Source organism: Bacteroides sp. D22, from assembly GCF_000163675.1.
GTDB lineage: Bacteria > Bacteroidota > Bacteroidia > Bacteroidales > Bacteroidaceae > Bacteroides > Bacteroides xylanisolvens.
Map to the genome: position 1 here is coordinate 124915 of NZ_GG774812.1, position 21267 is coordinate 146181.

15 protein-coding genes are annotated in these 21267 nt (G+C 42.1%); 10 read left to right on the forward strand and 5 right to left on the reverse strand.

The genetic code is table 11. The features are described from left to right. Positions 1-145: 145 nt before the first annotated feature. The 3 genes from uvrA (at position 146) to HMPREF0106_RS08070 (ending at position 5297) form a co-directional block, all read left to right on the forward strand. A complete protein-coding gene (uvrA, locus tag HMPREF0106_RS08080) occupies positions 146-2971 on the forward strand; it encodes an excinuclease ABC subunit UvrA (protein ID WP_008643814.1) in 2826 nt (941 codons plus the stop codon). A 189-nt stretch (positions 2972-3160) separates the two neighbouring features. After that, positions 3161-3640, forward strand: coding sequence for a Cys-tRNA(Pro) deacylase (gene ybaK / locus HMPREF0106_RS08075; protein WP_008643813.1), 480 nt, complete (start codon positions 3161-3163; stop codon positions 3638-3640). Between the two features lie 97 nt (positions 3641-3737). Continuing rightward, positions 3738-5297, forward strand: coding sequence for a peptide MFS transporter (locus HMPREF0106_RS08070; protein ID WP_008022801.1), 1560 nt, complete (start codon positions 3738-3740; stop codon positions 5295-5297). Between the two features lie 72 nt (positions 5298-5369). On the opposite strand, the gene HMPREF0106_RS08065 is transcribed toward HMPREF0106_RS08070, so the two are convergent. Continuing rightward, a complete protein-coding gene (locus HMPREF0106_RS08065) occupies positions 5370-5867 on the reverse strand; it encodes a GNAT family N-acetyltransferase (protein WP_008643803.1) in 498 nt (165 codons plus the stop codon). A gap of 165 nt (positions 5868-6032) precedes the next feature. On the opposite strand from HMPREF0106_RS08065, the gene HMPREF0106_RS08060 reads away from it, so the two are divergent. The 4 genes from HMPREF0106_RS08060 to HMPREF0106_RS08045 all read left to right on the forward strand — a co-directional run bounded on the left by HMPREF0106_RS08060 (position 6033) and on the right by HMPREF0106_RS08045 (position 9154). Beyond that, entirely contained in the window at positions 6033-6359 is a 327-nt protein-coding gene (locus HMPREF0106_RS08060) for a PadR family transcriptional regulator (RefSeq protein WP_004312715.1), read from the forward strand. Between the two features lie 21 nt (positions 6360-6380). Then, positions 6381-7478 (forward strand): PspC domain-containing protein, encoded by a 1098-nt coding sequence (locus HMPREF0106_RS08055; protein ID WP_009040514.1) that lies wholly within the window; start codon positions 6381-6383, stop codon positions 7476-7478. A 152-nt stretch (positions 7479-7630) separates the two neighbouring features. Next, positions 7631-8629, forward strand: a complete 999-nt coding sequence (locus tag HMPREF0106_RS08050) for an MBL fold metallo-hydrolase (protein WP_009040515.1) — start codon at positions 7631-7633, stop codon at positions 8627-8629. Between the two features lie 18 nt (positions 8630-8647). Continuing rightward, positions 8648-9154, forward strand: coding sequence for a flavin reductase family protein (locus HMPREF0106_RS08045; RefSeq protein WP_008022792.1), 507 nt, complete (start codon positions 8648-8650; stop codon positions 9152-9154). Positions 9155-9329: 175 nt separating this feature from the next. Here the strand turns inward: HMPREF0106_RS08045 and HMPREF0106_RS08040 are convergent, their stop codons facing one another. The 4 genes from HMPREF0106_RS08040 to HMPREF0106_RS08025 form a co-directional block, all read right to left on the reverse strand. Beyond that, positions 9330-11432 (reverse strand): alpha/beta hydrolase family protein, encoded by a 2103-nt coding sequence (locus HMPREF0106_RS08040; RefSeq protein ID WP_009040516.1) that lies wholly within the window; start codon positions 11430-11432, stop codon positions 9330-9332. Positions 11433-11480: 48 nt separating this feature from the next. After that, positions 11481-12812, reverse strand: coding sequence for a multidrug efflux MATE transporter BexA (gene bexA, locus HMPREF0106_RS08035; protein ID WP_008022784.1), 1332 nt, complete (start codon positions 12810-12812; stop codon positions 11481-11483). Positions 12813-12896: 84 nt separating this feature from the next. Next, on the reverse strand, positions 12897-14750 hold the full coding sequence (yidC, locus tag HMPREF0106_RS08030) for a membrane protein insertase YidC (RefSeq protein WP_009040517.1): 1854 nt from the start codon (positions 14748-14750) through the stop codon (positions 12897-12899). Positions 14751-14808: 58 nt separating this feature from the next. Further along, entirely contained in the window at positions 14809-16434 is a 1626-nt protein-coding gene (locus HMPREF0106_RS08025; RefSeq protein WP_004325728.1) for a CTP synthase, read from the reverse strand. A 189-nt stretch (positions 16435-16623) separates the two neighbouring features. On the opposite strand from HMPREF0106_RS08025, the gene HMPREF0106_RS08020 reads away from it, so the two are divergent. From HMPREF0106_RS08020 to HMPREF0106_RS08010, 3 genes are all read left to right on the forward strand, one after another. Then, on the forward strand, positions 16624-18132 hold the full coding sequence (locus HMPREF0106_RS08020) for a DUF3078 domain-containing protein (RefSeq protein ID WP_004299972.1): 1509 nt from the start codon (positions 16624-16626) through the stop codon (positions 18130-18132). A gap of 259 nt (positions 18133-18391) precedes the next feature. Further along, entirely contained in the window at positions 18392-18982 is a 591-nt protein-coding gene (locus HMPREF0106_RS08015; RefSeq protein ID WP_004299971.1) for a UpxY family transcription antiterminator, read from the forward strand. Positions 18983-19308: 326 nt separating this feature from the next. Next, positions 19309-21237 (forward strand): polysaccharide biosynthesis protein, encoded by a 1929-nt coding sequence (locus tag HMPREF0106_RS08010; protein WP_009040519.1) that lies wholly within the window; start codon positions 19309-19311, stop codon positions 21235-21237. Positions 21238-21267 lie beyond the last annotated feature (30 nt).

Genomic DNA, 21267 nt, shown 5'->3' on the forward strand with positions numbered 1-21267 from the left:
TTGGTTCTTGAAATCAAGGAACAAAGGTACAAATAATGCCCTATATCTTCATAAGATTTGAGTTAAGAAAATAATATTGTGCTTTTTTAGGAGCATATTTCGGGCGGAAACATTAATTTTGCAACATTTATGGAAGGATATGAATATGCAGGAAACAGAATATATTAATGTGTACGGTGCGCGCGTGCACAATTTGAAGGACATTGATGCCGAGATTCCCCGTAACAGCTTGACCGTTATCACCGGATTGAGCGGTAGTGGAAAATCTTCTTTAGCCTTCGATACGATTTTTGCCGAAGGACAGCGCCGCTATATCGAAACTTTTTCAGCCTATGCCCGCAATTTCCTGGGCAATCTGGAACGTCCGGATGTCGATAAAATAACAGGCTTGAGCCCGGTTATCTCCATTGAACAGAAAACAACGAATAAAAATCCCCGTTCTACCGTAGGAACAACTACCGAGATCTACGATTATCTCCGTTTGTTGTATGCCCGTGCGGGAATCGCCTATTCGTATCTGTCGGGGGAAGAAATGGTGAAATACACCGAAGAGCAGATTCTGGATTTGATTCTGAAAGATTATAAAGGAAAGAAAATATATCTGCTGGCGCCATTGGTACGTTCACGTAAAGGACATTATAGAGAACTTTTTGAACAGATACGTAAAAAAGGATATTTATATGTACGAGTAGACGGAGAAGTGCGTGAAATCACGCATGGTATGAAGCTCGACCGTTATAAGAACCACGATGTAGAAGTGGTTATCGATAAATTAGTGGTTGCAGAGAAAGACGACCGGCGTCTGAAACAGAGTGTGGCAACTGCCATGCGTCAGGGAGACGGGCTGATGATGATTTTGGATGCCCAGTCCGAAAGTATCCGGCATTATAGTAAGCGACTCATGTGTCCTGTCACCGGGTTGTCTTATCGTGAACCTGCTCCGCATAACTTCTCATTCAATTCACCGCAAGGAGCGTGTCCGAAGTGTAAAGGGTTGGGAGTAGTCAATCAGATTGACGTGGACAAAGTGATTCCCGATCGTGAACTTTCCATTTACGAAGGTGCGATAGCTCCTTTGGGAAAATATAAGAATGCGATGATTTTCTGGCAAATCGGTGCTTTGCTTGAGAAGTACGATGTAACGTTGAAAACACCGGTTAAGGAGTTGCCGGACGATGCGATTGATGAAGTGTTGTATGGCTCTGACGAACGGATTAAAATCAAGAGTTCGCTGATCGGCACTTCATCCGATTACTTTGTTACCTATGAAGGAGTGGTGAAGTATATTCAGATGTTGCAGGAGAAAGATGCTTCTGCGACAGCGCAGAAATGGGCGGAACAATTTGCCAAAACAACGGTTTGTCCTGAATGTAAAGGGGCTCGCCTGAATAAGGAAGCTCTGCATTTCCGCATCCACGATAAGAATATTAATGAATTGGCAAACATGGACATCAACGAGCTGTATGACTGGTTGATGAAGGTAGATGAGTTCCTTTCCGATAAGCAGAAGAAAATATCAGTAGAGATTCTGAAAGAGATTCGTACACGTTTGAAGTTCCTGCTGGATGTTGGTTTGGATTATCTGGCGTTGAACCGTAGTTCTGTCAGCCTTTCCGGTGGTGAGAGCCAGCGTATTCGTTTGGCTACACAAATTGGTTCTCAATTGGTGAATGTGCTTTATATTCTCGACGAGCCGAGTATCGGTCTGCATCAGCGTGATAATTTACGTCTTATCAACTCCTTGAAAGAACTCCGTGACATGGGAAACTCCGTGATTGTGGTGGAACATGATAAGGATATGATGTTGGCTGCCGACTATGTTATCGATATGGGACCAAAAGCCGGACGTCTCGGTGGAGAGGTTGTTTTTGCAGGAACTCCCCAGGAGATGCTGAAGACCGATACGATGACTTCGCAATACCTGAATGGAAAGATGAAGATAGAAATCCCCGCCAAGCGTAGAAAAGGAAACGGGAAATCTATCTGGCTGAAAGGAGCGAAAGGGAATAACCTGAAGAATGTCGATGTAGAGTTTCCGTTAGGAAAACTAATTTGCGTGACAGGTGTATCGGGAAGCGGGAAATCTACTTTGATTAATGAAACTCTGCAGCCGATTCTATCGCAGAAGTTCTACCGTTCTTTGCAGGATCCTTTGGAATACGATTCGATTGAAGGATTGGAAAATATCGATAAGGTAGTGAATGTCGATCAATCACCTTTGGGACGTACGCCACGTTCCAATCCAGCTACCTATACCGGTGTGTTTTCTGATATTCGTAATCTGTTTGTAGGTCTTCCGGAAGCTAAGATTCGCGGTTACAAGCCGGGACGTTTTTCCTTTAATGTTTCAGGCGGACGTTGTGAAGCCTGTACGGGAAATGGTTATAAAACAATTGAAATGAATTTCCTTCCTGACGTATATGTGCCTTGTGAAGTATGTCACGGCAAACGTTATAACCGGGAAACACTGGAAGTACGTTTCAAGGGAAAATCGATTGCCGATGTATTGGACATGACAATCAACCGTGCCGTAGAATTCTTTGAAAACGTTCCGCAAATCTTGAGTAAGATAAAAGTATTGCAGGATGTCGGACTCGGATATATAAAGTTGGGACAATCTTCTACCACTCTTTCCGGTGGAGAAAGCCAGCGTGTGAAACTGGCAACGGAACTGTCGAAAAGGGATACAGGCAAGACCCTTTACATCCTTGATGAACCGACTACCGGACTTCATTTTGAAGATATCCGTGTACTGATGGGAGTACTGAATAAGCTTGTAGATAAAGGGAATACGGTTATTGTCATCGAACACAATCTGGATGTGATTAAAATGGCGGATTATATTATCGATATGGGCCCTGAAGGGGGTAAGGGCGGGGGAGAACTCCTTAGTTACGGAACACCGGAAGAGGTTGCGAAGAGCCCTAAGGGATATACACCTAAGTTTCTTCGCGAAGAGCTGGGGCTCTAATTTGAAGCATAGAGTGAGGGCGTTCCCCCAATAAAGTCAACTATCTCTAATCATATTAATTAAGGCGCGGATTACATGGTTTTTATTTAATTAGAGCCGTGTAATCCGTGTCTTAATAAAAGTCATGGAGGACTTTGTCTCCCGCTAATTCTTTATTTATCAGATATAGAAAGTATAAATACAACGAAAATGAAAATCAATAAAACAAATGCCGCACGGCTGTTAGATAAGGCTAAGATAGCCTATGAACTGATTCCCTACGAAGTGGATGAAAACGACTTAAGTGCTGTTCATGTAGCAGCAGATTTAGGAGAAAACATTGAGCAAGTGTTTAAGACTCTTGTCCTGCATGGCGATAAAAGCGGATATTTTGTCTGTGTCATTCCGGGAGAACATGAAGTTGACTTGAAACTGGCAGCTAAAGCATCGGGTAATAAGAAGTGTGATTTGATTCCCGTAAAAGAACTTCTGCCACTTACCGGATATATCCGGGGAGGTTGTTCGCCTATCGGCATGAAGAAACATTTTCCTACTTATATCCATGAAACCAGCCGGGAATTTCCGTATATTTATGTAAGTGCCGGGGTACGGGGACTTCAGATAAAAATAGCTCCGGAAGATTTGATTCGTGAATCCAGAGCAGAAATTTGTCGTTTATTTGAGGAGTAGTTTAACAAATCATTGTGCAAAAACTCAAGAAAAAGTATATATTTGCAAGAAATATTTATTTAAATCAATCATTTATTAATTCTAAAAACTTATATCTATGTTCAGTAAACACCCTAAAGGTCTGATTGCTGCAGCTTTAGCTAATATGGGAGAGCGTTTTGGCTTCTATATTATGATGGCGATTTTGACATTGTTTATTTCAGCGAAATTTGGATTGTCCGAGACAACTACCGGATACATTTATTCCGCGTTCTATGCTTCCATTTATATTTTAGCTTTGGCGGGAGGTGTTATTGCTGATAAGACGAAAAATTTTAAAGGCACTATTTTAGTAGGGCTGATATTAATGGCTATCGGTTATTTGATTATTGCCATTCCTACTCCGACCCCTGTTCCTAGTATGGCTCTTTACTTGGGATTAACCTGTTTCGGACTTTTGGTGATTGCTTTTGGTAATGGTTTATTTAAAGGAAATCTGCAGGCTTTGGTAGGCCAGATGTACGATGACCCTAAATATTCAAACCTACGTGATGCCGGTTTCCAGATATTTTATATGTTTATCAATATTGGGGCTGTTTTTGCACCGTTTATTGCTATTGGTGTGCGCAACTGGTGGCTGAAGGTGAACAATTTTGATTATGATGCCACTTTACCTGAATTGTGCCATCAATATTTAGAAAAAGGAAATGATATGGCTCCACAAGCAATGGAGAATCTGACAACTTTGGCTAAGAGTGTTGTTCTTGACGGGACTCCTGTAACAGATATGGGTATGTTTGTTAATAACTACCTTGATGTATTTAACCGTGGTTTTCAGTATGCTTTTATGGCTGCTATTGGTGCTATGCTTGTTTCGCTGATTATTTATATGGCAAATAAGAAACGCTTCCCGGATCCTGCGACTAAATTGGAAACCAGTAAAGGTACTGCGACTGTGAATAAGGAAGAAATCCAAATGAGCGCTACTGAAATCAAACAACGTATCTATGCTTTGTTTGCAGTATTCGGTGTTGTTATTTTCTTCTGGTTATCTTTCCACCAGAATGGTTATTCTTTGACTTATTTTGCCCGTGACTATGTGGATTTGAGTGTTATTAATATCGACTTAGGTTTTACGCAGATCAAGGGAGCTGAAATATTCCAGAGCGTTAATCCGTTCTTCGTTGTATTCCTGACTCCATTTATCATGTGGATGTTCGGCTCAATGAAAAAGAATGGTAAAGAACCTTCTACCCCGATGAAGATTGCCATCGGTATGGGTATTGCCGCATTAGCGTATGTATTCTTGATGGTATTCTCCTTTACATTGCCTTCGAAAGAGGTGTTGGGTACTATGAGTGCTGCTGAAATAAATGCTATTCGTGTGACTCCGTGGATTATGATCGGTCTGTATTTCATCCTTACAGTTGCCGAATTGTTCATTTCTCCTCTGGGATTATCGTTTGTATCTAAGGTTGCTCCTCCTCATTTGCAGGGATTAATGCAAGGTTGCTGGTTGGCTGCAACAGCTGTGGGTAATTCACTGCTGTTTATCGGTGGTATTCTTTATACCACTGTTCCTATCTGGGCTTGCTGGTTAGTATTTGTAGGCGCAACAGGTGCTTCTATGATTGTAATGCTTTCAATGGTAAAATGGTTGGAACGCGTAGCGAAATAGAATCCCGTCATTGACTAAATAACAAAATGCCCCGGAACATTCACGATACTTGTTCCGGGGCATTTTGGTTTATTAAATATCCAATCCCATAATATAATCATTCATATAATACCCGTTGCCAATCGGGAAATCACCTTTCCGTAACTTTCTCATTCCCATGTATTCGTAAAACTGCAAGGCTTTATTGTTACGATTCACGTTAAGTTCCATCAGACAAGGTTCCGGGTGCATCTCCTTGATGCATTTGATTGCTTCCTTAAATAAGAAACTGCCGCAATGCGTACCCTGAAAGCGGGGGAGAACATAGATTTTCTGAAGATGGAATACATCTTTTTCCTGTTGCTGCACAGAGACGTATCCGCATGGTTCATTCTCTTTATAGGCGATGGAATACACATGCCCTTCTTCCTCCATTTGCTTGCGCACATTGGAAGGAGCATACATCCAGTCCATCATATAATCCAGTTGTTCAGGAGATAAAATATCCTTGTAGGTGGCGGGGAATACCTCCTTTGCCATCATATGAATAAGCTCGCAATCGGCTACCGTTGCTTTTCGAATTGTAAACATACGTACTTTCTATTTTATGGTTTAACGGGCACAAATATAGCCATTATTTCTTTTTATAATAAGGTAAGCACTCTCTAATGTTTTAATTATTATTAATTTATAGTACTTTGTAATGCAAGGTACTTGGGTAATGCATATATTTGTGCCATCTAAAAGAAGTGAATAATGAAAGTAGACAATGTAAAATCACAGATGAGGAAAGGCATGCTTGAATATTGCATCATGCTTTTGCTGCACAAAGAGCCTGCCTATGCTTCTGATATTATTCAGAAATTGAAAGAAGCCCAGCTGATTGTAGTGGAAGGCACCTTGTATCCGTTGCTGACCCGTCTGAAAAATGACGACTTGTTAAGTTATGAATGGGTGGAATCTACCCAAGGACCTCCCCGCAAGTACTATAAACTCACTGAACAAGGAGAAACCTTTTTGGGAGAACTGGAAATTTCCTGGAAAGAACTTAACGACACAGTGAATCATATAGCCAATAGATAATCCGAAAAAGAAGAAATAAAAATGAAAAAGACATTGACCATAAATTTAGGAGGAATAGTTTATCATATAGATGACGATGCCTACCGACTGTTAGACAATTATCTGTCTAATTTGAAACATTATTTTCGTAAACAGGAGGGTGCGGAAGAAATTGTAGACGATATTGAGATGCGTATTGCCGAACTGTTTGCCGAGAAAGTAACTGAAGGAAAACAGGTCATCACAGTTTCGGATGTAGAAGAAATTATCGCCCGCGTAGGCAAACCGGAAGATTTTGGCATTGCTGACGAGGATACAGATTCACAGAGAAGAACGGAACAAGCATCGTCCGCTAATCAAAATAATACGCAAACCTCTGCCCAACGTCGCTGGTTCCGTGATCCGGATAATAAATTGTTGGGTGGTGTGGCAGCAGGACTGGCAGCTTACTTCGGTTGGGATATCACATTGGTGCGTATCCTGATGATTATTCTGGTGTTTGTGCCTTATTGCCCGATGATTATCCTTTATATTATCGGATGGCTCGTTATTCCGGAAGCTCGTACCGCCGCAGAAAAGTTAAGTATGCGTGGAGAAGCGGTAACCATTGAGAATATTGGCAAAACAGTGACAGACGGCTTCGAACGGGTAGCAGATGGGGTTAATAATTATGTGAACTCCGGTAAACCTCGTACCTTTCTTCAAAAGATAGGCGATGTATTTGTTTCCATTGCTGCCGTTCTCTTTAAGATATTTTTGGTAGCTCTTGTCATTCTTTGTTGCCCTGTCTTGTTCGTATTGGCTGTCGTATTGGTAGCGTTGGTATTTGCGGCAATTGCTGTGGCAGTCAGTGGAGGAGCTTTACTTTATGAATTGTTGCCTGCCATCGACTGGATGCCGGTTGCTTCCGTCTCTCCTATGATGACATTATTAGGTACGATTGCCGGAGTTGCCCTCATCGGTATTCCATTAGGAGCTTTCTTGTATACTATCTTGCGCCAGCTATTCCATTGGTCGCCAATGGGAACAGGTTTGAAATGGTCGTTACTGATTTTATGGATATTGGGTGCGGTCATTATGGTTATCAATCTTTCTGCTCTTGGCTGGCAACTGCCTTTGTATGGGCTACACTGCTGTTAACTAAGCCTCATTCTATTAAAAAAGGATAATATTTATTCTTTTATAAGTAAATGTACCCCGATAGTGTGTCCGGGGTACATTTTTTGTTTTCCCTTATTCATCGTAAATCGAGATTTTTTAGTAAGTTTGTAAATACGTATTCAGGAAATAAAATGGGTGAACATATATGTTTTAGGAGAAACGAACGTTTAGCGACAGTCAATCCTTATTGGAGAGGAAATCCGATGGTGCGCGGACGTTTTTTTAACAGGCAGCATCGCTTCCGTCCGGGGATGGGCAGCGTGTTGAAATGGCGTCTTTCGCCCAATCCCCAACGCAAAGAGAAGAAGACGGTGAAATGGGACCCGAAAGTTTGTTATCTTCGCTCATTGGATGCGGTGGTAGGAGATTCTCTGATATGGCTCGGACATAATTCTTTCTTTCTTCAATTAGCAGGTAAGCGAATCATGTTCGATCCGGTGTTCGGCAGTATTCCTTTTGTGAAAAGACAGAGCGAATTTCCTGCTAATCCTGATATATTTACGGAGATTGATTATCTACTTGTCAGTCATGACCATTTCGACCATTTGGATAAACAGAGTATAGCCCGCTTACTGAAGAACAACCCGCAAATGAAACTTTTCTGCGGCTTGGGAACCGGTGAACTGATTCAGGGATGGTTCCCTGAAATGAAAGTGATTGAAGCCGGATGGTATCAACAAATGGAAGATGAAGGATTGAAGATCACGTTTCTGCCGGCACAACACTGGAGCAAACGTTCCGTACGCGATGGCGGTCAGCGACTGTGGGGAGCTTTTATGCTGCAAGGAAATGGGATTTCTCTTTATTATAGTGGTGATACGGGTTATTCCAGCCATTTTCGTGAGATTCCCGATCTGTTCGGAGCACCGGATTATGCTTTGTTAGGTATCGGTGCATACAAACCTCGCTGGTTTATGCGTCCCAACCATATATCGCCATACGAATCCTTGACTGCTGCCGAAGAAATGAATGCAGGTCTTACCATTCCCATGCATTATGGCACATTCGACTTGTCTGACGAGCCTTTGCACGATCCTCCGAAAGTTTTTGCAGCAGAAGCAAAGAAACGGAAGATTCCAGTGGAGATTCCCTATTTGGGAGAGATTGTAAAATTGAAAAAACAGAAATAATTAGAAACGAATAAAGAGATGAAGAAATTAGAAGTAAAAGACCTGAAAGAAAACTTTTTCGAAGCGATTGGAAAAGAGTGGATGCTGGTTACGGCCGGAACAAAAGAGAAGTTTAACACGATGACAGCAAGTTGGGGTGGCATCGGTTGGCTGTGGAACAAGCCTGTTGCTTTCGTTTTTATCCGTCCCGAACGGTATACGTATGAATTTGTAGAGAAGAACGATCACCTGACTCTTTCTTTCTTAGGGGCAGAAAATAAGAAGATTCACGCTATTTGTGGTTCTAAGTCGGGACGTAATATAGATAAAGTAAAAGAGACCGGATTGAAGCCAGTGTTTACAGAAAATGGCAATGTGTTGTTCGAGCAGGCACGATTGAGCCTGGAGTGTAAGAAGCTTTATGCTGACGGTATCAAACCGGAATGTTTTCTGGATAAGGAATCATTGGAAAAGTGGTACGGTGGTGCTCATGGTGGTTTCCACAAGATGTATATTGTAGAAATTGAAAATATTTATTCGGAGTAAGATTTAGCCGATTTATGATGGATGCAATGGAGAAGGCTCTGAACTCAAGTAGATTGAGAACAGAGCCTTCTTTTATTTTACTTTATTGGAAAGTCGTTAAGCACAGATTATATGAAATATGCAGTTTTAGTGAATCAAATGACCGTGAGATTCGTATAATCCGTGCTTTAAAATTTTATTTAGACGGAGCTTTTTTCACCCATTTGTCCAACCATTCAAAGAATGTGCGTTGCCATAGAACCCCATTCTGTGGCTTCAATACCCAGTGGTTTTCATCCGGATAAATTAGCAGCTCTGCAGGAACACCACGCATCACGGCAGCATCAAAAGCAGCCATAGCCTGATTAGCCAGGATACGGTAGTCTTTTTCTCCATGGATACAGAGAATAGGAGTATCCCATTTCTCTACGAATAGGTGAGGAGAGTTGGCAAACGTACGCTGTGCCACCGGATTCTGTTTTTCCCAGTATGCGCCTCCCATATCCCAGTTGGCAAACCATTTTTCTTCAGTTTCCAGATATTGCATTTCCATGTTGAAGATACCATCATGAGCAATGAACGCTTTGAACCGTTTGTCGTGATGTCCGGCCAACCAATATACGGAGAATCCTCCGAAGCTGGCACCTACGCATCCCAGACGATCTTTGTCCACATACGGCTCTTTTGCCATTTCATCGATAGCAGTGAAGTAATCCTTCATACACTGGCCACCGTAATCGCCGCTAATCTGTTCGTTCCATTCCACACCGAATCCCGGCAAACCGCGACGGTTCGGAGCAACGATGATATAATCATTAGCTGCCATAATCTGGAAGTTCCAGCGATAAGACCAGAACTGGCTTACCGGACTCTGCGGACCTCCTTCGCAGAACAGTAAAGTCGGATATTTCTTGTTCGGATCAAACTGTGGAGGATAAATCACCCATGTCAACATCTGTTTACCATCTGTTGTTTTCATCCAGCGACCTTCCACTTTACCCATTTCCAACTGGTCATAGATTTGTTTGTTCTCCTGTGTCAGTTGAGTGGTAGAACCATCCAGTGCCACAGAGTAAATCTCATCCCCCATACTCATTGAATGACGTTTCGCAATCAGCTTATCTCCGAAAAGAGCTACCCCTTCGTAATCATACATTCCTGAAGTAATAGCCTTTACCGAATCATTTGCCAGGTCAAGCGCATAAATTTGTGATTCTCCATGCCATACACCTGTGAAATAGATCACTTTAGCATCTGCTCCCCAGACAAAAGCATCCACATTCGATTCGAATGTCTTACTCACAAAACGCTTCTCGCCAGTTTCCAGGTTCATGATGAACAGACGGTTCAAATCCGCTTCGTATCCGTCACGTTCCATGCTCTGCCAGGCAATATACTTGCCGTCCGGTGAGTATTGCGGGTTGGTATCATATCCTTTGTTCTCTTCAGTAATATTTTCTGTTTTCTTAGTATTCAAGTCATAGATATAAATATCAGAGTTGGTAGAAATCGCATATTCCAGTCCTGTCTTTTTACGGCAAGTGTAAGCTACTTTGTCCGAAGCTGTATTCCAGGCAAGTTGCTCAATGCCACCCCAGGGTTTCATTGGACTTTCATACGGTTCTCCGTTCAGGATATCCACGATATTGGAAATACCGTTACCGTCGAAGTCGGCAACAAAAGGATGTGGAGCTGTCGTTACCCATTCATCCCAATGTTTGTACATCAGGTCGGTCACGATGATACCTGTGGCTTTCGGCAGGTCCGGATATTTATCAGCAGTGCTTTCTTTCGTCTTTACTTGTGAGATAAACAGTAGCTTTTTGCCATCTGGCGAAATGGAATAACCTTCGATGTCTCCGTCGTAGTGGGTCAATTGCTTGCGTCCGCTACCATCCGGGTTCATTTGATAGAGCTGGCTGCTTCCGTTGTCATTACTTAAGAATGCAAGTTTGGTGCCTCCTTTAATCCATGTCACTTCATTTTCCTGATACGGGGTATGAGTGATTTGCTGGTTTTCGCTTCCATCTGCGTTCATCACGAAAACTTCGCGGTTACTCTTGTTTTCCGGTACACTGTAATACGTTACCGTATACGCAATTTTCTTTCCGTCGGGCGATACGGCGAATCCGCCGATACGTCCCATAGCCCAAAGTGCTTCGGGAGTCATGCGCTTCCCTTCGATCTTAATATCCGATTTCTCGATAAGCACCTGATCTGTTTTGCCTGCGTCTTTCGTTCCTCCGCAGGCAGCTAACAACATTGCTGCCGACATCATAAATAAATTAGCTTGTCTCATATATTTTATAAAATGTTTATTTTCTTGCGAAGATAGTGAAAAAAGGATTTAAATCTTCTTTTTCTGCCAGTTTCCTTTCTTCATATACCAGTAGCAGAACAACAGTATAAAAGTACCGTACACACATTCCGTTGTCCAGGCAAAAGCGACGTCCATCTGCAGGTACATAATGAAATATGCCGAGTAGGTGACATAGATAGCCAGTACACAAAGTTCCATAGCCAATGCAGTCCGCGTATTTCCTGTTCCTGATACCGATTGGAAATACACATTGGCAGGCACCAGCACCAGATAGGCAGAACATAGTACCCACAGTGAAGGAACGGATGCCGCCCTTAAATCCGGGATGTCTGTATAAATGCGCAGAATCAGATCCGGGAATAAACAGAAGAATACCAGGATCGGCAATACAAAGATATATCCGATACGGATATGCTGTTTGATAGTTCCCCGTACACAATCCTGTTCGCCTGCACCGATCAGGTTACTTACCAATGAACCGCAGGTGGAAGCAAATGCCATTGCAATCATAAACGGTATCCCCGACACGTTGCGGATGATGTTGGCAATCGCCAATGACCGCTCTCCCAAATGTTCCACAAACAAGAAGAACATGAACCAGGTAGACAAAGAAACGAAATTCTGAATCATTGTCCACACAGAAACATTCAGTATGCGTTTCAGTGTTTTTCCATGGAATTTGGGCAATATGTTCAACGCATATTTCTTGCAGTCAATTCGTTTCCATGTATAGATGATAAAGAAAATCACCGATACCATTTCGGCCAGTGACGAACCGATGGCAGCACCGGCAATTCCCAGTTGCGGGAAACCGAATTTACCGAAGATCAGGATATAGTTGAATACCACGTTCGAAAGCACCATTACGATAGAGTTCAGCGTCAGTGTTTTGGTTTGTGTCGTACCTACAAAGAAGGCGCGGAACATGACCATGACAAAAGAAAAGAAGAACCCGTACACACGCCAGTGAATATAACTTTCGGCTGCATCGTAAATGTGAGGAGACGAAATGATATTCTTTAAGATATATGGTGAAAATACGATGGAGAATGTGAATAAAATCACTGCCATGGCAAGCAGGAAATAAATGCCCTGATAGAAAATCGGTCCGATTTCCTTGTAGTTTCCTTCTCCGTTGCGGCGGGCGATTAAGATCTGTGCGCCGATGCTGAAGCCGAATGCCATCATAAAGATGGCGAGATAATATACCCCTGCGATAGCAGAAGCACCCAGCTCGATTTCTCCCACACGTCCCAGGAAGGCCGTGTCCGTCATGCCGATCATTTGCTCCATAATCAGACTGATCAGGATAGGGAAGGTGATCGTCCAGATTTGTTTATACGAATATTTAGTTTTCATCTTATTATATTGTTTAGAGAAAGAAAGCCGGGCAACCAAAATAGGGTGTCCGGCTTTCTTAGAATATGATTCAGGAATAATTCCTTATTTTTTATTCTGTCTTTGCTGTTGCAGTAGCTCTTGTTGCTTTTGCATCGCTTCCAGGCGAGCAGCAAATCCGGTCTTTTTCATTTGTTTCGGGTCCTTCTTTTTCGCTTCAAGAATAGCCAACAATTTAGTTTCGTCGGTCGTTTTACGAAGCAGAATCATAGTACCCACGCTAATCAGCGTTGACACGAAGTAGTAATAGTTCAAACCTGACGGATAGTCGTTCAAGACAAACAAGAACATAATCGGCATCAGATACATCATCCATTTCATTGCCGCCATTTGTGGTTGCGCTCCGGTATCCTGCATAGACATCGTGTACTTCGTGTTCAAGATGTTTGTCACCGTCATCAGCAAGCAGAACAAGCTAAGGTGGTTGCCCAGGAACGGAATATGGAATGGGAATGTGATGATAGCGTCATAAGTAGAAAGGTCGTCTGCCCATAAGAAACTCTGTTGACGCAGCTCGATAGCACTCGGCACGAACATAAACAAAGCCATCAGGATAGGGAACTGCAATAACATCGGCAGACAGCCGCCCATCGGGCTTACCCCGTACTGGCTGTAAAGACCCATCACCTCCTGCTGTTTCTTCATTGCATCTTCCTGCTTCGGATATTTCTTGCTGATTTCGTCAATTTTCGGTTTCAATACACGCATCTTGGCAGAAGACATGTACGTTTTCCAGGTAGCCGGATAAACCACGACTTTCACCATGATGGTCAGAATCAACAGTACGATACCCATGCTCAATCCCCAACCGGATAACCAGTCGAATACGTTGATTGTGATAAACTGGTTAATCCAGCGAATCAACGGCCAGCCCAGATAAACCAGTCTGTGAAGTTCCCATTTCTCGTCGCGGCCTTTATCCAGCGCTTTCAGCGTCTTAAAGTGGTTCGGACCGAAGTAGAAGTACATCTCTGTCGGTTCCTTGCCTGACGGATCAAAGAAAGTATTCATTTCAGCAGAATAATCTTTGATATATCCGCTTCCCTGTTGTTCCATTTTTGACTTAACGGAAACCTTGTCGAAATCCTGTTCAGCGATAAATACAGACGAGAAGAACTGATTCTTGAAAGCTACCCAATCAATGCGTCCCGGCAAATCCTGACTGTCATCTTTGGCAGCAGACAAGTTGTCTACATTGTCACCTGTTACTTTATAAGTCAGTTCCGACAGACGATTCTCATAAGTGAATCCTTTTTCCAGTTGGCGGGCACGTTGTGACCAGTCGATGTCCACATACTTAGTACTAGCCAACTTGTCTTCCATGCCTGTCGCTTTGATTTCAAAGTTCATCAGGTAGCTATCCGGTTTCAGCGTATAGATGAAATCGATATAGCTTGCGCTATCCGCAGCCAGGCGCATTGTAACACTACTGTCCGTCTTGTTCACAGCTTCAAAGAAATAATCTTTGGTCTGGATGGCTCCTGCCTTGTTGTAAAAGTTGAAGTTCATCGAAGCATCGTCACCGTCGAACAACATGACCGGCGTCTTTTTGTCTTGTGCCATATAATCTTTCAGCATGGCTGAATAGACACGTCCGCCTTTGGTTGTGAAAGTGATTTCCGCTACATTATTCTGGATGCTGATTTTAGAGTCGGTTCCATGCAAGGCATTGAAAAACAAAGCAGAAGAATCGGCAGCCGATGCCACCTCTTTTTGACTGTTAGCCAGTGCAGCTTCCGTTTTAGCCTTCAACGCTTCCTCCTGCTGCTGTACCACGGCAATAGAATCGTAGTATTTCTTTTGCGCAGCTATCTGTTCCTCGCTTGGACGGCTCAAAAAACTGAATCCTACCAATAATATACCTATCAGAACGAGACCTGTGATGGTGTTTTTATCCATTCTTATTTTAATTACAAATTATATAAATTACAAACTACCGGTTGTTTACCACGTATCGTTAGCCGTTCACCGTTGCTTTTTCGTTTTCGATGGCAGCTTTCACAAATGCAACGAACAACGGATGAGGGTTCAGTACCGTACTGCCATATTCCGGATGGAACTGTGTGCCGACAAACCATTTCAAAGTCGGGATTTCAACGATTTCTACCAGATCCGATTCAGGGTTGATACCTACACATTTCATGCCGGCAGCTTCATATCGGTCTTTATAATCATTGTTGAACTCATAGCGATGGCGGTGACGTTCCTGAATATGTTCCTGTCCGTAAGCCTGATATGCTTTCGAACCTTTCTGCAATACACATTCGTAAGCGCCCAGACGCATCGTACCACCCATATTGGTGATTGCTTTTTGTTCTTCCATGATATCAATCACGTTGTGCGGAGTCTTTTCATCCATTTCACGTGAGTTGGCATCAGTGTATCCCAGTACGTTGCGGGCAAACTCAATAGCAATACATTGCATACCCAGACAAATACCGAAAGTCGGAATGTCATGTGTACGTGTATATTTGATAGCGACAAACTTGCCGTCGATACCCCGTTGACCGAATCCCGGACCAATCATTACGCCCGCCATACCTTTCAGAGCTTCACATACATTTTCGTCTGTCAGCTTCTCGCTGTTTACGAAATGAACTTCCACTTTGCGGTCATTGTAAGTACCCGCTTGCGATAAAGCTTCACGGATAGATTTGTAAGCATCCTGCAAATCGTATTTTCCAACTAGTGCAATATTGATCGGTTCTTTTGTCTCTGCAGCGTGACGACGTTCCAGGAATTTACGCCATGGACCGAGTCCCGGAGTTTCTCCTACCGGCAGTCCCATCTTTTCGAGGATAGTGCTGTCCAGCCCTTGCGCTTGCATCAGGATAGGTACTTCGTAAATTGTTTCCGCGTCGATAGACTGCACAACGGCTTTATCGTCTACATTACAGAATTGTGCCACTTTCTTACGCAATCCGTCACTTAGCGGATGCTCGGCACGCAGTACCAGTACATCCGGCTGAATACCCACACTTTGGAGTTCCTTTACAGAATGTTGCGTCGGTTTTGTTTTCAATTCTCCGGCAGCAGCAAGATAAGGAACATAGGTCAAGTGTACGCAAAGAGCGTTCTTACCGAGTTCCCATTTCAACTGACGGATACTTTCGAGGTAGGGGAGTGATTCGATGTCACCTACCGTACCACCGATTTCAGTAATCACAAAATCAAACTTGTATTTATTACCAAGCAGTTTAACATTCCGTTTGATCTCGTCTGTGATGTGAGGAATCACCTGGATCGTTTTACCCAGATAATCTCCACGACGTTCCTTGTCAATGACGCTCTTGTAGATACGTCCCGTAGTAATGTTGTTCGCCTTTGTCGTTTGTATACCCAGGAATCGCTCATAGTGTCCCAAGTCGAGGTCGGCTTCGTGTCCGTCTACGGTTACATAGCACTCTCCGTGCTCATAAGGATTCAATGTTCCCGGGTCGATGTTGATATACGGGTCAAACTTCTGGATGGTTACATTATAACCTCTTGCTTGCAGCAACTTACCGATGGATGATGAGATGATCCCTTTTCCTAAAGAAGAGGCAACACCACCGGTGACGAAAATATACTTTGTTTCTCCCACAGCTATAACTGTTTTAATAATTGTTTACTTAGTAGTATTCTTACGAACTTAAAAACCGCAAAATTATAAAAAAAAGAGGAAGATTACAGTCTTTCGTCTCCACAATTTTATTAAAAAATGCAATTTTAAAAGAATCCTATGATTTCTGAACAAAATAATGTAGCTTTGCACTCTAAACCATAGACAAATATGATGAGAATTACTACTTTATGTTCAGCGTTTATTCTGTCAATCTTATCGTTATCGCTTTTTGCACAGGAATCTGTCGATCCCTCTCCACTTCCGACTGACTCTCTGCAGCCTGCTCCTGAAGCGATTAAACCTGCCAAAACGGTTAAATCTTCAACAGTTGTGGCAAAAGCCAGAGTCGTGAAAGCAGATACGCTTTCGGCGGAGCTTCAGAAATATTTGATGCTCAAACTGAATATGTCGGGGCCGACTCCGAAACTGGATACCGTTTCTTATTTATATAATAAGTATGTCGCGCAATTAGATTATTTGAACGATCTGTCTGTGCCGCCACGTTATATTCCGTCTGATCCCGATTATTTTCGTCTGTTCACACCATTGGCATATTATTATGCTCCGATGGCACAATATTCGAAATTGGAATGGAAGCCTATGCAATGGGACACCACTCCTCAACTGACAGCGGAACTTCTGCCTTATGATACCCTGGCATTTACCAAAACCCAGCGTGCCGAGAAAATAGTGAACAGTGCATTGATGGATCTTTATTTGGAACGTCCGAACTTGGTTGTCACTACAGAAGACCGCATCATGAGTCGTGATGTATTCCGTCACGATGTGAAGCCGAAAATATCTCCCAAAGCAAACGTTATTCATCTGTTTCAACCGGAAAATATGGATGATAATGTAGGGAAAGCCAATATGAAGATTAGTCGGCCGAACTGGTGGGTGACCGGAGGTAACGGATCGTTGCAGATTAGCCAGAACCACCTTTCGGATAACTGGTATAAGGGAGGTGAAAGTAACTTCTCCGGATTAGCCACTTTTCAGATTTTTGCCAACTATAATGACAATGAAAAGGTGCTGTTTGAGAACCAGCTGGAAGCTAAAGTAGGTATGACTTCCACTCCGTCAGATGAATACCATAAATATCTGTTCAATACAGACCAATTTCGTTTGTATAATAAATTAGGTTTGAGAGCTTTCAAGAATTGGTATTATACCATTTCGTCCGAGTTTAAGACACAGTTTTTCAATGGATATAAAGCTAACAGCGAAGAATTGGTTTCATCTTTCATGTCTCCGGCAGATTTGGCGGTCAGTGTCGGTATGGATTATAAATTGAGTAAGAAGAAATTTAATCTTTCTGTGTTTATGGCGCCGTTGACTTATAACTTGCGTTATATCGGTAATTCTGAAGTAGACGAAACAAAGTTTGGCTTAGACAAAGGAAAATGCTCTAAAAACGACTTTGGTTCCCAGTTGCAATCCACATTGAACTGGACCATCATCTCTGCAGTAACTTTAGAGTCTCGTCTCAATTATCTGACCAACTATCATTGGGCACGTGTAGAATGGGAAAATACATTCAACTTCGTTTTGAACCGTTATCTTTCTACCAAGCTCTATATACATACCCGTTTTGACGATAGCTCGAAACCGACTGAAGGAGACAGCTTCTTCCAGTTGAAAGAATTGCTTAGCTTCGGTATCAATTATAAGTGGTAAGTAAATCGAAAGAATAGAAATCAGGCGCGGAATTTCCGCGCCTGATTTGTTTAGGGATGTTGTATAAAATATGGGTGGTAAAATAGAACCAATGTGATAGCGGATTTTTCACGTCCAAGATAGTCTTAACTGTATATTTCTATTTGTGTGTAAAAAAAGAAAGCGTTTTTTCTTGTTTACTATTTATAATTTTATCTATCTTTGTCACCGAATTCAATCCATTGCCTAAGGGGTATGGAAAAATGAGGGGTAAAAATACATGATCATTAAGAAAAATGACGATCGAAATCTTCTGCCAACAGATGTGATTGGCAGCAGCGTAGCTCGCTCAAAACGTTGGTTGGTGGCAATCGTACGTATTTGTCACGAGAAAAAAACGGGTGAGCGGCTTACGAAAATGGGGATCGAAAATTTCCTTCCAATTCAACAAGAAGTTCATCAATGGAGCGACCGCCGTAAAATTGTCGACCGGGTACTGCTTCCGATGATGATTTTCGTTCACGTTGATCTGCAAGAACAAAAAGAAGTCCTGACTTTATCTTCTATCAGCCGTTACATGGTATTACGTGGGGAGAGTACTCCGGCTGTTATTCCTGATCAACAAATGTTGCGATTTAAGTTTATGCTCGACTACTCGGATGAGACGATTAGCATGAGTACATCGCCATTGGCTCCGGGAGAGAAAATACGGGTAATCAAGGGACCATTGGCAGGATTGGAAGGGGAATTAGTACATGTGAATGGGAAATCGAAAGTTGCTGTTCGATTGACAATGTTAGGGTGTGCATGTGTAGATATACCGGCTGGGTGTGTAGAGCCGGTATCTGAAAATGGGGATTTACGTGATTGAGTAATCAATCTATTTTATAGGGGTATGGGGATTTTACTGCAAAAATGTAATGAAAGTCTGTAAAATAGCAGGCAGTCTATCTGACATCGGTAACCAAACAGTGGATATATTTATCGATGACCTCTCTCAAAAATAAAAATCCATAAAGTATTATGAATTACATCTTTACAAAAGATATAGTGTAGAAATGTATGTCCGTATCGAAAGATGAAGGGATTCTCTGTTGGGCTACACCAACATGGAAATCGTAGTCATAGTCCTTGTACTGATCGTAATCAATTAGATAAATCAAATTTCGAAATATTATTTTATTCATTTATACTATAATGGAAAAAACATTGAAGGGCATAGTGCAATATGCCCGCAAAAATTATTTCAGTTATTGGGTTATTTTAGGTATTGACACGGCAATTTCTGTATTATGTTCGTTGGTCGCTTATGCGGTAATTCATTATATGGCGCATGTTCCAATGACCGACTGGATGCTTTGTAAGTTTGCTTGCGTTTCTTTGGTGGCAAGTGTTGCGGGCTCTTTATTATTCCATACTTATCGTAATACAATTCGTTTCTCACAGGCACGTGAACTTTGGCGTATCATGTGTGCCGTTTTATTTAAAATTACCTGTTTGGTCATTATTTCTTTTGGAGTTATATATGAGACCCAATTGCCATATAATTATAAAATATCCTATCTTCTATTTGATGGTTTATTGACTTTAGTGATCTTGACAACCTTCCGTGTATCATTGATAATCGTCTATGATTTTTTATTGGATTGGGTGAATAAAAAGAACACACGTATTCTTATTTATGGTACTAATGAAGAGAGTGTAGCCTTGAAGTTACGTCTTAGGGATAGTGCACATTATAAAGTAACCGGTTTTTATGTATATGGTAAAAATAACAGCCGACGCCGATTGGCAGATCTTCCCGTTTATTACTTTGAAAATGAATCGGATGTTGATTATATCATGCGGAAGCGCGGAATTAAGGGGATTCTGTTTGCCCGTTATGAAGATACCCGCCTGGAAGAAAAACGACTTTTGGAATATTGTAAAAACAATGAACTTAAAACATTGATAGCTCCTACTATCAGTGAAGCGGACTCTGACGGAAACTTTCATCAGTGGGTACGTCCTATTAAGATTGAGGATTTGTTGGGTCGTGCCGAAATTAATATCAACCTTCGTCAGGTTGCAGAAGAATTCAGGGGAAAAGTGGTGTTGGTGACTGGTGCGGCAGGCAGTATTGGCAGTGAACTTTGCCGTCAATTAGTGCAGATGGGAATTCAGAAACTTATCATGTTCGACTCTGCAGAAACACCTTTGCATAATGTCCGTCTTGAATTTGAGAAAAAATATCCGAATATAGATTTTGTTCCGGTGATTGGTGATGTGCGTGTGAAGGAACGCGTTCGTATGGTATTCGAATTGTATCATCCTCAAATTGTTTTTCATGCTGCTGCTTATAAACATGTGCCTTTGATGGAGGAAAATCCTTGTGAGGCTGTGCTTGTCAATGTAACCGGTTCTCGTCAGGTGGCTGACATGGCTGTGGAATATGATGCAGAAAAAATGATTATGGTGTCTACGGATAAAGCTGTAAATCCTACTAATGTAATGGGTTGTTCCAAACGTTTGGCAGAAATCTATGTTCAAAGTCTGGGATGCGCTATCCGTGAAGGAAAAGTGAAAGGTCATACAAAATTTATCACCACTCGCTTTGGTAATGTATTGGGTAGTAACGGTTCTGTCATTCCTCGTTTTAAAGAACAGATAGAGAATGGTGGGCCGGTGACTGTTACTCACCCCGATATTATTCGTTTCTTCATGACCATTCCCGAAGCTTGCCGTTTGGTAATGGAGGCCGCCACAATGGGTGAGGGCAATGAGATCTTTGTTTTTGAGATGGGAAAAGCAGTCAAGATCGTTGATCTAGCGACTCGTATGATCGAATTGGCTGGCTATCGTCCGGGTGAAGACATCAAAATAGAATTCACGGGATTACGTCCGGGTGAGAAGCTTTATGAAGAGGTCTTGAGCGATAAAGAAAATACGATCCCAACAGAGAATAAGAAAATCATGATCGCCAAAGTTCGTCGGTATGAATATACTGATATTCTTGATACTTATGCAGAGTTTGAAAGGTTGTCGCGTGCGGTAAAGATCATGGATACCGTGCGGTTGATGAAGAAAATAGTTCCGGAGTTCAAATCAAAAAATTCTCCGCGATTTGAAGTACTGGATAAAGAATAAATAGGAAATAATCAACAAAAGATTCTATAA